The sequence below is a fragment of the Gemmatimonadota bacterium genome (assembly GCA_021295815.1).
GTDB lineage: Bacteria > Gemmatimonadota > Gemmatimonadetes > Longimicrobiales > Gaopeijiaceae > JAGWBQ01.
Genome location: JAGWBQ010000012.1, coordinates 41218 through 54232 on the forward strand (window position 1 = coordinate 41218; position 13015 = coordinate 54232).

12 protein-coding genes and 1 riboswitch are annotated in these 13015 nt (G+C 62.1%); of the genes, 9 read left to right on the forward strand and 3 right to left on the reverse strand.

What is annotated here, in order from left to right; genetic code table 11:
* Positions 1-41 precede the first annotated feature (41 nt).
* From J4G12_06555 to J4G12_06595, 9 genes are all read left to right on the forward strand, one after another.
* Positions 42-863, forward strand: a complete 822-nt coding sequence (locus J4G12_06555; protein ID MCE2455469.1) for a ParA family protein — start codon at positions 42-44, stop codon at positions 861-863.
* A complete protein-coding gene (locus J4G12_06560; protein ID MCE2455470.1) occupies positions 860-1741 on the forward strand; it encodes a ParB/RepB/Spo0J family partition protein in 882 nt (293 codons plus the stop codon). The genes J4G12_06555 and J4G12_06560 overlap by 4 nt, the downstream gene beginning before the upstream one ends.
* A gap of 116 nt (positions 1742-1857) precedes the next feature.
* On the forward strand, positions 1858-2532 hold the full coding sequence (locus J4G12_06565) for a M23 family metallopeptidase (protein ID MCE2455471.1): 675 nt from the start codon (positions 1858-1860) through the stop codon (positions 2530-2532).
* Positions 2533-2607: 75 nt separating this feature from the next.
* Complete coding sequence (locus tag J4G12_06570) at positions 2608-3081, forward strand: polymer-forming cytoskeletal protein (protein ID MCE2455472.1); 474 nt, start codon at positions 2608-2610, stop codon at positions 3079-3081.
* Entirely contained in the window at positions 3078-3857 is a 780-nt protein-coding gene (locus tag J4G12_06575) for a Nif3-like dinuclear metal center hexameric protein (GenBank protein ID MCE2455473.1), read from the forward strand. The genes J4G12_06570 and J4G12_06575 overlap by 4 nt, the downstream gene beginning before the upstream one ends.
* Positions 3858-3869: 12 nt before the next feature.
* Positions 3870-4196: a hypothetical protein gene (locus J4G12_06580; protein MCE2455474.1), complete on the forward strand. Its 327-nt coding sequence runs from the start codon at positions 3870-3872 to the stop codon at positions 4194-4196.
* A 25-nt stretch (positions 4197-4221) separates the two neighbouring features.
* The gene (locus J4G12_06585) at positions 4222-5589 is read left to right on the forward strand and encodes a hypothetical protein (protein MCE2455475.1); all 1368 of its coding nucleotides are present in this window, start codon (positions 4222-4224) and stop codon (positions 5587-5589) included.
* The gene (locus tag J4G12_06590) at positions 5586-6386 is read left to right on the forward strand and encodes a hypothetical protein (protein ID MCE2455476.1); all 801 of its coding nucleotides are present in this window, start codon (positions 5586-5588) and stop codon (positions 6384-6386) included. Before J4G12_06585 ends, J4G12_06590 begins: the two co-directional genes overlap by 4 nt.
* A 14-nt stretch (positions 6387-6400) precedes the next feature.
* Entirely contained in the window at positions 6401-7576 is a 1176-nt protein-coding gene (locus J4G12_06595) for a hypothetical protein (GenBank protein ID MCE2455477.1), read from the forward strand.
* Between the two features lie 43 nt (positions 7577-7619).
* Here the strand turns inward: J4G12_06595 and J4G12_06600 are convergent, their stop codons facing one another.
* The 3 genes from J4G12_06600 to J4G12_06610 form a co-directional block, all read right to left on the reverse strand.
* On the reverse strand, positions 7620-9872 hold the full coding sequence (locus J4G12_06600) for a hypothetical protein (GenBank protein ID MCE2455478.1): 2253 nt from the start codon (positions 9870-9872) through the stop codon (positions 7620-7622).
* Positions 9873-9966: 94 nt separating this feature from the next.
* Positions 9967-11949: a TonB-dependent receptor gene (locus J4G12_06605; protein ID MCE2455479.1), complete on the reverse strand. Its 1983-nt coding sequence runs from the start codon at positions 11947-11949 to the stop codon at positions 9967-9969.
* Between the two features lie 110 nt (positions 11950-12059).
* Positions 12060-12185, reverse strand: a riboswitch (cobalamin riboswitch).
* 116 nt (positions 12186-12301) lie between these two features.
* Entirely contained in the window at positions 12302-12886 is a 585-nt protein-coding gene (locus J4G12_06610) for a thymidine kinase (protein MCE2455480.1), read from the reverse strand.
* Positions 12887-13015 lie beyond the last annotated feature (129 nt).

Below are 13015 nucleotides of genomic sequence, written 5' to 3' on the forward strand. Positions count from 1 at the left end.
CTCTAGCCGAAGACCCACCGAAAAAGGAGAGATTTCATCGGATGTCAGCAGTTTTCGCCATCGCCAACCAAAAGGGAGGGGTTGGGAAAACTACGACCGCGGTGAACCTTGGGGCGTCGCTCGCCGTGGCCGAACAGAAAACACTAATCATAGATCTCGACGGTCAGGGTAACGCCACGAGCGGCCTCGGACTGGACGTAGGTATCGACCGCACATCTTACGACCTCCTCACCGGAAGACACCCTGCGGAGGAGTGCGTTGCACGAGCTGTCCACCTGCCTCTCCTGGACGTAATGCCGGCGAGTCACGAACTGTTCGGCACCGAGATGCTCCTAGGCAAGAGAGACGGGAGAGAGAAGATACTCCGCCAGGCGCTCGACCCGATCCGGGAATCCTACGACTACATTCTTCTGGACAGCCCCCCGTCACTTGGTTTGCTCAAACTCAACATCCTCTCTACCGCCGATTCGGTCATCATTCCCATCCAGTGCGAGTATCTGGCGCTCGAGGGAATCGGCCAGCTCCTCCGCACGATCCGTGTAGTTCAGAAGCGTCTGAATTCGGATCTGGATATCGAGGGCATTCTCCTGACCCTCTACGACGGACGCACGCGTCACGCCAAGCAGGTGTCCGTCGAAGCCAAGGAGTACTTTCCCACCAAGGTCTACGATACGATAATACCCCGTAACATCCGTCTGGCCGAAGCCCCGAGTTTCGGTCAGCCGATCATATGCTACGATGCCGTGTGCAAGGGAGCTCTGGCCTACCTCGATCTCGCCAAGGAGGTGATCGAACGGCGCGGAAGTCGGAAGAAGTCAGGCGCTCGGGTCGTTAGCGGGGCGTCCGCTCAAGGAGACTCGTGAAGAAAGATCGTCTAGGCCGAGGTCTTGGGCACCTGCTCGACGCCTACCTGGGTTCGGAATCCGGGGACGTGAGCAGCACCGTTCCCGTCGCGGCGATCTCGGCCAATCCAGTTCAGCCTCGCCGTCATTTCGACGACGACGGTATCGAGGAACTCAAGGAGTCGATAAGGATTCACGGCCTGATTCAGCCCTTGATCGTACGACCTAGGCCGGGTTCTCCAGGCGAATATCAGCTCATCGCCGGAGAGAGACGCCTACGCTCGGTCCAGGCTCTTGGATGGGACCGAGTTCCGGTAGTAATTCGCGAGGCTTCGGACGATACCCTTCTGATTCTCGCGCTGGTGGAGAATCTTCAGAGGAGGGATCTGAATCCGTTGGAGGAGGCGGAGGGGTTCCGGACCTTGGTGGCCGATTTCGGTCTCTCCCAGGAGGAGGTCGCCCGTAGCGTGGGCAGGAGCAGACCGGCCGTCACCAACAGCTTGCGCCTGCTCAGGTCCCCGGATGTCATCAAGGATTTCGTAAGGGACGGCAAGCTCAGCATGGGTCACGCTCGGGCCTTGCTGGCCGTACCTGATCCGGAACGGGCGGTTGAACTCGCCGAGAGGGCCGTGGAGGAGGGTTGGTCGGTCCGCGAAACCGAGAGAAACGTGGGGGTGAAAAGACGCAGGAAGGCCGAGGTTACCGACCAAGGGTCGCAGACATCCCCCATGTTTCAGATTTTCGAGGAGGCTCTGACCGACCATCTTTCGACCAGCGTGACGATCCAGCGCCGGCGCGGGAACCGCGGCGCGGTGCGAATAGCCTACAAAAACCATCGCGAACTCGAGAACATCGTGGAACTCGTTACCGGTCGTCCTTTGGAGTCGATCGCCGATTGATGAGGAACAAGGATTTGGACTCGAACGTTCCGCTGACTATCACTATTACGCCAGGAGGATCCCGGCCATCTCACGCCATACCTATCTCCGGAAGGAGTTACGCCGTTCTCAGGATCTTGATTCCGGCTCTGGCCGTACTGGAGTTGTCACTGATCGGGAGCTGGATCTGGCTTTTTCAACGCTCCTCCATGGTTCAAGCTTTGGAGGAAGAGGTCGCGACCCTCTCGGTGAGCGCTGCCGCGGCGACCACTCTGTCGGCGAGACTTCAGGCGCTCGAGCAGGAGTACGGCAGGCTTCGCGCGGTATACACGCATGTTGAAGGAGAAGAGAATCTCGACCCCTGGTTGACCATTGGGAGCGCCTCGATGCATACCCCGGGCGACGATTCCGTAGTGACGAGAAATTACGAGGCTCGGCCGACCGAGTGGCCCTTGGCCGCAGCAGGTTTCGTCACACGGGTGGCCGGTGCCGGCGAGGTCCGGCACCCCGGTATCGACATCGCGGTAGCGAGCGGAACCTACGTGCGCGCGTCGGGAACCGGCGTGGTGGACCGGGTCGGGTCGGATGAAGTTTACGGCAACTTCGTGCTCCTTGACCACGGTGGCGGGCTCGAGACCCGCTATGCTCATCTCTCGGTCACTTTCGTAGCGGAGGGAAGTCAAGTCCTGGCAGGCGAGGCGATAGCGTTGGCAGGCACGACCGGACTCTCGACCGCACCACATCTTCATTTCGAGGTGCGGCAGGACGGAGAAAACCTGAATCCTCTGGAGTTTGTAACTCAGCCCCGCTGAGGGGTACCAACCCTGAAGCCGCTTCACTGGAAATACTACGTCAACCTGGGCCAACGCCCCCGAGGAACAGCCAGAATGGCTCGAAACCGAAAGCCGGACCCCAATCCGCCTCTTAATCAGGCGAACACGTCGCTGATCGCGGCGGGTGCTCGGGTGGAAGGCGACATCGCGGCGGAAGGAACGGTTCGCGTAGAAGGAATGGTGAAAGGCAACATTACCGCCGGCAAGGCGGTGGTGATCGGAGCCGGAGGTACGTTCGAAGGAGAATTGACGACCCAGGACGCCTCCATATTCGGGCAGGTCAACGGCATTGTCACGGCCAAATCCAGACTTGAGCTCAAGTCCGAGGCCCAGGTCGTGGGCACGGTGTACGCAAAGCGCATGCAGCTCGACTTGGGAGCTGCGTTCGAAGGAACACTGGTGACGGGTAAGGCCGCCGAGTCCGTTTCCGAACGGTCGGGAAGGCCTGCGACCGTAAGACCCGGAGCGGACCGAGCGGTTAAAGAAAAGGGCGGTTCAGCGGACGAAGACCGAAACACCGGTTCGTGAAACTGTCGTCTCTGGTCGAATACCTGGACCGTTACCTCGGAGTCGCAGATCATCCGGATTACCCAGGAGCTCTCAATGGACTCCAGGTGGACGCCGGTCGCGACGCAACCGCAGGCGGGAACGAGATTCGTAGAGTTGCAGTCGCCGTCGACGCGTCTATCGCTTCCATAAGGGCCGCTTCCCGGTCCGCGGCTGATCTTCTCGTGGTCCACCACGGCATCTTCTGGGGAGGTTCCAAGCCGCTGGTCGGAAGGCACGGTCGTCGGATCGCTCTGCTTTTCGACTCGCGTCTCTCCCTGTATTCGTCCCATCTCCCTCTCGACTCGCACTCCGAAACAGGCAACTGTGCCCTGCTTTGCGAGGCTCTCGGACTGACGAAGGAAGGACGGCTAGGTTCCTATAAGGACAAGCAGATAGGCTGGTGGGGACGAACGCCCGAACCGATCGGTCCGGCGGAGCTGGTCGGATTGCTTGAGAAAGTCGTCCATGGGCCGGTCGGACATGTGCCCGGAAGAGGCGGAAAGATCGACCGTGTCGGGGTGGTTACGGGGAGCGGCGGCGGTTTCCTGGAAGAAGCCTGCAACCTCGACCTCGACGCTCTCGTAACCGGGGAGGCCGGCCACCACGCTTCTCTCGACGCGAAGGAGCTTGGCATCCACCTGCTTCTCGGCGGACACTATGCAACGGAAACCTTCGGCGTCAAGGCGATAGGTGTCCACCTGGAAGAACGTTTCGGAATTCCGTACACGTTCATCGATCATCCCACCGGTTTCTGATTGGCTTCGTCGATGGAAAAAAGAAAAGGAGATCTGATAAGAGACTTTATCGTATTCCAACTGAAACTGGCCCTCGACGGTATCAAGGACCTGCTTGCGATCAACCTATCGATCGGCGCTTTCATCATAGACCTTATGGTAAGGAACAAGGGAGAGCAGCGTCTGTTCTACCGCGTCGTGGGCATGAGCGAAGGGTTCGAGAAATGGCTCAAGTTGCACAAGGTGAAGGGTGGGAACGAACTTGCAGCGACCGAAGGGACCGCCCGCACCAGCATACCCGACGCCGATTCGATGATCGACGAGCTGGAAGAGATGGCCAGACGGAGAACAGGTTGGTAGGAAGACCACAAGCCACGCACGAGCAATGAACGAACCGAGATCGGAAGCCGAAAGGTCGCGCCTCAGCAACTCCAGGATCGCGGAAATGGTCAGGAGGGTCGTCGGGGGTGGATCGGCGCACATCGACTGGCGGCCGGCGCACTCCGGGCTGCTTAACGAGCTGAGAGCCAGTGCGGACGAGGCCGTCGTCGCCGAGATATCACCTGTAGCGAAAGACCTGGCAGAAGCGCGAAATTGGAGCGTAACCGCAAATGCGGTATCCGACAAGGCCATGCTCGACGCCAAGAACACTCTTAACGTTCTTAAGAATCGGGCGCACCGTCTTCACGGCGATCCGCTGCCTAGCCAACGCGATGTAGAATCTCCTTCGGGAATCCGGTGGCTGGTCTTGCTGACGCTGGTGGCGTTCTTCGTGATGGTCGAGGCCGGGTTCAACGTGACGCTTCTCATCTCCGCGCTCGACAGCGGTCTTGTGGGAGCCTTCATCACGGCCATCCTGGCTTCGGCGGTGAACGTGGGTTTCGGGGCAGGATCGGGAATGGGGATATCCTTCCTGGTGAAGCGCTTCGGGATTCCCAAGGCGATCTCCGGCGCTTGTTTCGCCGTGGTGGGTGGTGTAGCCGTTCTGATCAACCTGATCGTTGGGCGCCACCGGGAGAGTTTCGAGCGGTTGATCGAACAGCGGGAACAGGCGGGAGGACTCGACACCCAGGTGACCCTGACCTCGGCGCGACAGTTGGCGGTCGACATCCCGATGAACCCCACCACGTGGGAGCTTCGTTCGTTTCTTTTCTTCGTACTCGGAGTGGTGCTGTTCGGGGTCGGCCTCTACAAGGGTTACACCTTCGTAAAGAGCAAACTGCCGGCGGTGAAGGAGAAGCGCCTCCAAGAGATTCACGCGATCCGAGACGACTTCGATGGAGTTTCGAAGCGCCATCGGCGGGCCTTGGAGGACGAGATGAAGCGGGCCGTGACCGACGTCGTGGTCCGTCTCGATTCGGCGCGACACGTCTCCCGCCACCGTCTCATGGATCTTGCCGCTGCCTGGAACCAAGGCGGATCGGTGGCATACGCCGAATCCCTTTTTCTAAAGGAATTCAATGACCGCCACCCGGACAAGATCACTCGGGAGATGCTCGACTCGCATCGGAAGGAACCCGGTGTGACCCCGACGGAGTTGCGGATAGACCGCGCCCTGGCAACTCTCGACGATGCCGACGGATTCATGGAGGCATGGAGCAGCGGCGAAGGCGTCAAGTTCGCCAAAATCCAAACCGGAGTGGCCGACAAGATCAACAGAACCTGGATGGACTATCAGTCGGTGATTCTGATACCCCTTGAGGACCTGACCGACAGGTTGGGGCTCGACCCCGATGAGGACGGGCGATCATGAGCTATTCCGGACCAGGCGGGCTCCTCAAGTCCTCCAATCATCGCACGATCGCCGTCTGCGTGGTGGTCCTGGTCGTGCTGGCGGCAGGAACGGCGTGGGCGGCGAAATCTCTATTCGATCAGGAACAGCTCAAGGTCTATGCACACGACGGCTGGTGCCCTCGCGGTACCAGGCAGCAGGTCGAGGCGGGTCTCGTCGTTCCTGGCCACACAGCGGTGCTCATCGACACCTCGAACAGGATTTCGGCAGCCGACGGGTCGGCTGCATACTCCGCTATCGACGCGGTCCTGCGCGATACCGTCCGGACCCCTCATCTCCAGAAGGTCTCGGTCTTCGGTCTGCCGGAGTCGGAACACGAACGGGCCGACGGCCCAGAACGTTCGCTCTGCGTTCCTCTTCAGGGCCACATGGCGGACCTGCTCTACCAGAACCCCCGCATCGTCGAGCTCGATTTCAGGGACTTCGTGGGAGTCGTGAAAGTAAGACTAGATTCTCTGCTCGCCAGAGACGAAGCCCCCAGCTCTCCCATTGTCGAAACCATGAACGACCTGGTCGGACGGGACGAGGAGATCGACTCCTTCATCATCGTGTCGGACATGCTTCAGAACACATCGACCTGCGACCTCTATACCGGTGAATGCGACATGTTGAGGACGTGCGCTCCGATCCGGGAGGGCGGAATCGGTTCGGTGCACGTCTACTACGTAGATCGACGAATTGCCGCGCAGAGCACGACTTGGCCGGACCCGAACTGGAGCGAGTGTCTCGGTTCGATCCCCACCTCCCTCCTCAACTGAAGACCCAACATCTCATGGACGAACGCAACGGGAGATCGGACCAAGGCGGAGCCGAAGGAACCGCAGCCGGGTCCGAGCCGGACTATCCTCAGGAGGATGAGGTGGCGAATTCGACCGACGAAGAGACGAACGGTCCGGCCGAGGAAGCACCCGACGCGAAAACTCGCTCTCCCATGACCGCCGGCGCCGCTCCAGAGTCTCCCAGCACCCTCTACGGCCACGTGGACGCATACGTGGAGAAAGCTTGCGTCGACATGCGCAACGTCTACGCGAACAACCGCGAGGCCCTGGGATCCCGGAGGAGAGAAGCGCAGGAAGCGTCGGACGATCTGAGAGTCTTCAAGGAAGACCGCGGGCTGAGAAGACACGCCCGGGTCACGGGCGGCAGGGACCACTGGATCATGCTGGGAGCGATCACGGGCTTCGCGACCTTGGTCGTGAGCGCTCTCTTCGCTGACGAGATCGACGGTTGGCTCTTCGCGAGACTGCCTGAGGCGCTGCTGGTGACCGGGCTCAACGTGGGGGCCGTAGGTCTGCTCGGCCGCGTGGTCATCGGCATGGTGGTGCAAAACCGTCCCTGGATACGTTTTCTGGGATGGTTGTCGTTCATTCTAGGCGTGGTCCCGCTCGCGACGAGCATCAACCTGGGCGCCGCACACTATCGCGACGCGCTTCGAGAGAGCTGGCCGGGCCTGATTCGCGAAAACTCGGAGTACGTGGATCCGGCCGATGTCTCCGAGAATCCGGACGACATTTATTTTCACCCGTGCCAGACCAGCAACACCCAGCGCTCCGAGATCGTCAACGATCCCGACGTCGAAGCCTGGTGCCTGGTCGGTGAGGAATTGTTCGACCTGCATACCCTGAAGTCCTACCTGCTCTTTCTTGTCGGCCTGCTGTCGGCGAGCCTGGCCATGTTGGTGTGGGCGTTCGTGTTCGCCGATCCCCACCCCGGCTACTCGCGTGTCCAGGAGCGATGGCGAGCGATCGAGGAGAGCCTCAGGGCGAGAGAGGCCGAAGCCCTTCGCCAGGTAGCGGTGATTCACGGTGGGGCCATAGAGTTCGCCACCGACCGACACCGAGCGCTTCTGACCGCCTCCGCCGGCGGATCCGACGCGGCGGTGATTAGGATCAACGCCTGCCGACTCGAAGTCGAGAGCGACATCCGAAGAGCGGCCAAGATCCGCTGATCGACCGCTTTCGGGCGAAGCGCCGGGGTCCGCCGCTCGATTTCTACAGAATGCCGTCCATGTAGAAGTGCAGCCTCCAGCGGTCGATGCCCCTTATCCCCTTCGCGATATCTATCCGGTAGATGCCGTCGAGGAGCGAGAACCCGACACCGGCGGACACGAGCGGATCGCTCAACCGGTCTCGCCCGCTGCCCACCGCGCCCACGTCGGTGAATAAACCGATGCGCGCGGCCGCCAGTCCGGTGGCGACCTCCCCTCGGGTGCGCCAGAAGGAGTCACCCGTCAATTCGTTGGTAAGAGTTCCTCGGAAGGATTCGTCTCCGAGGAAGTATCTGCGCTGCATTGGAAGCTGCGCGCCCCATGAGTGTCCGCCGGCGACTTCGATCGCGCCCGCGAGCCTGAATGTGAGAGGGTGGCTGAGCGAGAGAGCGGCCTGGAGGCGAGAGTAGTCGATTTCTCCGGTGGCGGCTTCGCCGTAGAGGCTTCCCGTAACGACGAGTTCGTTCGGATCGAGGCCCGAGAACCACTTCATCGACGCCCGCACCCCGAGGTAGTTTCCGTCGTCGGCCGGAAGCACGGGCGGAAACTCCTTGTCGCCGAACAGCGAACGCAGAGAGAACGTGCTCCCGAGTTCGACAGACGCATGTCGTTCCGCGAATGCGGCCAGAGACCAACTCGTGCGACCTCCGACCTCGTAGCCGGTTTCGATTCCGGCGGCCCGGAAATACTCGCCACGATCGTTGCCGAAGATCAAGCCGCTCAAGGTGGATCCGAAGGTGAACGGGTCGTGGGTGTCCGACATCGTTCTCAGCTCGTGGAACGCCTTGAACGACCACTCGCCCGCCCTGCCTGCTCGTCGGATACCCACAGTGGCGTAGGGTAGCAGGTCACCCGTGCCGATGCGCGCGCTCCCGGTCACCGTCCACAGGGATCCGATCGGCAATTCGGTCGCCGCGCCTAAACTCAATCCCTCGACCCGATTGTACCTGAACAGGTTCCTGTCCAACCCCCAGAAATAGCGTCTCGCGGTGCGTCTCAGTCGGGGGTGCACCAGATCGATATGGCTGGTCAGGGAGCTGACCTCGAACTCCGAGAAAGTGAAGAGCTCGTCATTCCCCACCTGGTTCCCGCTCAATTCGGGGTGGTTCAAGAGCTCCGGCGCGGGTGGGATCATGATGGTGCGGGTCGGACGCAACGTGTCTTCGGCGGGGCGGTCCGCTGCCAGCGAATCCCGGTCCGGACTATCAGGCCCGTAAGTCCGCATCCGCCACCCGAGAGGAGGAGCCTCGGGGGCGGTGGCGGGAACGCCGTCGTTTACGCTGTATTGCGAAAGGCTCCACTCCAAAGTGACGGGGAGCTCGACCAGGCCTACAAAGCGCGCCTCCCCATCGAAGGCGTAGCGACGGGGCAGCCAGTACTCCATCTCATGAAGCGAGTACTCGACCGCCACATAGCTGATCTCCATCTCCAACCTTCCCCGGAGCCAGCCCGGGACTTCCGCCTCGTCGTCCGGCGCGTCCATCCCCATGTTGAAGGGGCGAGCCGGCCTGTACCCGGCCCTGACCAAGGCATCGCTTTCCGAGTCGATCCAGAGCGAGGCGGCGATCAGATTGAAGTCGGTTCGTCGAGGCTCGACCCTGACCTCGAAAAGCACGATATCGCGGAGATCCCCCGGAAGATCCAATTCGAGGGTGTCTCCGGCCAGGTAGCGGTAATGCAGAGGGGCGTCGTCCGCCAAAGGATGGACGACCTCGTCCGACTCGATCCACAGCCTGTCCGCAAACGGATCCAGGTCGAATGCATTGATCTTGTCCTCTTCCAGCAGCTCTTCGGTGAGGTCTTCGGCCATCTCGGTAGACGCTCGCGTCGAAAAATGGTCGCTGTCGGAGACGTGGTCTCCTCTTCTGGTGTCGAGCCCCATGATCGGAGCCGTGGCACGCATGCCTTGCCACTCTATGAGCTCGGAACCGTCGCTGCTCCAGCGGACCCGCCCTATCCTTTCCTGTTCGAAGATTCCGCGTTCGCGCCGAAAGCGGCGTGCGGTCAGACCAACGTACACCCGATGCTTCAGCGTGGCCGCGTACGTGTCCAGCCCGGTCGCGGCGGTGGTCCGTGCCGCCCGGACTCGCCGCATGAGCTCGGCGAGAGCCGGATTCTCGTAGGTGTCCGGCGGTACCTGAACGGAACTGGACGAAGCGGCGCTCTCCTGCGCGCCCGAAGCCGATCCGCCGGGAAGGACGAATAAGGATGAGGTCAGGACCAGGAGGCTGCGGACAGTCGTATCTCTGAGTGACATGCGGCTTTCGACGGTTGGAGTGCGGTCGGATGGCTTCATCGTAGCGTGACGGGCTCCCAACCGTCTTAGGTTTCACGAGCGGTCCGGGCAGACTTCACCCTCCCGCAGTCAACCGACCTGCAAGATAGATGCCGCGGCTCGGTGAGACGAACCCGAATACATCTTCGTACACCTCGTCGAGCAGGTTTTCCGCGCGCACGGTGACGGCGAACCCGGGTCTGCCCCGCTTAGGTGCGACGACATCGAACGATGCGGCCAAGTCGGTGACGACGTAGGCAGGTAGAGTCACGGATTCGGCGGGCCAACCGGTGAAGTCCAGGTCGCGCCGTTCTCCCACCCGCCTGAGGAAGGCGTCCACCCTGAAGGTCGAGGTCAAGTCAAGACCTGCCGTGAGGGCGAGATGGTGTCGGGGTCGGCGGAGGAGAGCCTCGCCTTCGACGAATGCCGCCCCCGGTCCCTCGTCGAATCCTGTGTCGACGGCCTCGGTATCGAGCCAGGTATAGTTGAGCGTGGCGCTTAGAGAGCCGATCTCGAAGTCGCCTTCCAGCTCGATGCCGCGGCTCCGAGCCTCCGCGACGTTGTGGAAATTGGGTTCTTCCGGTGCTGCTGCGCCGGCATACTGGACGAGGTCGCGGTAGCTTTGGTTGAACGCCGTGACCGCAAGCCCTGCCCGACTCGATACCTCCTGCTCCAGGCCGACCTCGTAGGATGTCGAACGTTCGGGTCTGAGATCGGGATTTCCGCGCACGAATCCCGTGGCGTAGCTCTCGTAGAAGGTAGGTTCCTTGATCCCGGTGGCTGCCGAGATCCTGAAGCGGGTACCTGTATCCGTGAGGCGCAGGACTCCACCAGTGCGAAAGCTGGTGGCGGACCCGAAGCGCTCGTTGTCTTCCCGGCGGACACCGGCGTCGAGTGAAAATCCGCTTACCGGGTAGGACAGCTGTCCGTAAAGCGCCCGGTTGTCACGTCGATGGGAGCTTCCACCTCCGCTGCTCCCGAACTCGGAGAGCGACTCGTTGAAGCTGCGCATCGACTGCCTCTCGAACTCGACACCCGCCGCCAGAACTCCCGCGAACCGGTAGACCGCACGTACGTCGGCTGAGGCGCGACGGGTATTGTCGAGACTCGAGTAGCCGTAGAATCCGAGGGTGTCGGCGCCGTCGTCGGGGGCGTCGTCGCTGCCGCGATCGGATTCGTTCAAGCCCAACAGCACCTGAGTCGAGAAGGAATCGGTCCAGCGCCTGGTCGCTTCGAGCCCCAATGAGAGAACGTCGCCGAAAGTGAAGGCGTTTCGGTCGGTGAGTCGCCCGGCGCCGTCGGTGGGGAAGTGGAAGGTGTGGTCGTGGTACCGCAGCGATACCGAAGCGTCGGTTCGGGGATCCGGCGTGATCCGCACGCTGCCGCTTAGAGTGGTTTGAGAGTGTTCGTTGTTGTATGCGAGGATGCCGTCGGTGCGAGAGCCTCCGACCGCCAGGCTGTACGAGACCGCTTCGGAGCTCCCCGAAAAGCGGTTCTGCCACCTGAGCGAGCCGAAGCTGCCGCCGCCGAAGTCGAGCTCGTACCTGGCTGGGCCTGCGCCGCGCCGGGTGATCACATGCACGACGCCCGAAACGGCGTCCGAGCCGAAGAGCGCCGAGCCCGGTCCTCGCAGAATCTCGATCCGCTCGACGTTGTGCACGGTGAGATGACTCAGATCAAAACCGCCGCCCGGTTCGTTGACCTGTACGCCGTCGACGAGAACTTGAACGTGATCGGACTCGCCGCCGCGGAGAAAGAGCGAGGCCACGCCGCCGAAGGAGCCGTTTCTAGCCACGGCCATGCCGGAAACTCGGCGGAGCGCGTCTCCGAGAAAGAGGTCGCCGGCCCGGCGCAGGTCGGCGGAGGTGATGACGGTGGTGTGGTTCGGGACCGTCCATGCCGCCTGTTCCCAGCGGTTGGCGGTGACCACGATGGTGTCGAGCAGGACTGGTTCCGGGCCGACCCAGGTCGAGTCCTGCGCTCGAACGGGCGCGGAGTAGAGAACGGTCGAGAGGGAGACCGCAGCGAGAGCCGCGGCCGAAGCGGAGCGGAAGAACATGAATCGATCTCCTGTTCCCCGCGAAGAACGGAGCGCATCCGCCGGACTCGAGTCCTTGCCGCGGAGCCCCCGCCTCCCCGCGGAGGCGTGAACGGGCACCGAAGGAGCTCGTCTCCTGGCTCGAGGCCGTCATTGCTTGCCTTCCCGGATTCTCCGGTGGCTTGTCAGCCGACGTTTCGGGTTTCTTCCCGAACCTCTTACAGTGGCGGGGCCGCGCCGGCATTTCACCGGCTTCCGTGCACGCCTTCGGTAATGGATTGTGCGGGGAATATAACCGCGAGCCGAAATTCGCGGGGGGTAGCTCGCCCCTCCTCGCTCGTCGCAATCCGCGAGCGAAGGGTCCGCCGACACGTCAACTTCGCGTAGGCTCCGGCACCACGTGGCAGCTCCGGCAACGCGCCTCGTAGGACCCGGTTCCCGCCACAAGAACGACCGGCCCGTCGGCCGGGGCCGGTTCTCCGCCGATCAGGCGTTGGTTGCGTGTGGCGCGTCCGCCGCACACCAGGCAGATGGCTGAGAGCTTGTCGATGCGTTCGGCTCGGGTCAGCAGCTCGCCGATCGAACCGAAGGGTTCGCCGCGGAAGTCCATGTCGGTGCCGGAGAGGATCACGCGCACCCCGGCGTCGGCCAGGGCGGTGGCGACCGCGCAGATGCCGTCATCCAGAAACTGCACCTCGTCGAAGGCGACAACGTCGGTCTCCCGCTGAACCTTCTCAGCGAGTTGCTCCGATTTCGAGACCGGCTCGGCGGAGACCTGGCTTCCGTTGTGAGAGGAGACGAAGAACCGACCGCCGTAGCGGTCGTCGAGATGCGACTTGAAGAGCTGGACCCGCCGTCCGGCAATGAGTGCACGTCGGACTCGGCGGATCAGTTCCTCCGTCTTGCCGCTGAACATCACGCCGGTGATGACCTCGATCCGGCCGCGTCCACCGTTCATCCGATTCGTGTCGGTCCTTGCCTCGGATGTTCGATCAGCAGGAGCCACCGGGCTTCCCGCTCGCCCCACCGCGTCGCTAGCTCCAGCAGCACGTTCATTTCAGCTTCCTTGCCTTCGGTCAACTTCCGA

Excerpts from the sequence above, each read along its gene's own strand:
- J4G12_06555 (MCE2455469.1), top strand. The coding sequence starts at position 42 with ATGTCAGCAGTTTTCGCCATCGCCAACCAAAAGGGAGGGGTTGGGAAA.
- J4G12_06600 (MCE2455478.1), bottom strand. The coding sequence starts at position 9,872 with ATGTCACTCAGAGATACGACTGTCCGCAGCCTCCTGGTCCTGACCTCA.
- J4G12_06590 (MCE2455476.1), top strand. The coding sequence starts at position 5,586 with ATGAGCTATTCCGGACCAGGCGGGCTCCTCAAGTCCTCCAATCATCGC.
- J4G12_06605 (MCE2455479.1), bottom strand. The coding sequence starts at position 11,949 with ATGTTCTTCCGCTCCGCTTCGGCCGCGGCTCTCGCTGCGGTCTCCCTC.
- J4G12_06580 (MCE2455474.1), top strand. The coding sequence starts at position 3,870 with ATGGAAAAAAGAAAAGGAGATCTGATAAGAGACTTTATCGTATTCCAA.
- J4G12_06610 (MCE2455480.1), bottom strand. The coding sequence starts at position 12,886 with ATGAACGGTGGACGCGGCCGGATCGAGGTCATCACCGGCGTGATGTTC.
- J4G12_06585 (MCE2455475.1), top strand. The coding sequence starts at position 4,222 with ATGAACGAACCGAGATCGGAAGCCGAAAGGTCGCGCCTCAGCAACTCC.
- J4G12_06595 (MCE2455477.1), top strand. The coding sequence starts at position 6,401 with ATGGACGAACGCAACGGGAGATCGGACCAAGGCGGAGCCGAAGGAACC.
- J4G12_06570 (MCE2455472.1), top strand. The coding sequence starts at position 2,608 with ATGGCTCGAAACCGAAAGCCGGACCCCAATCCGCCTCTTAATCAGGCG.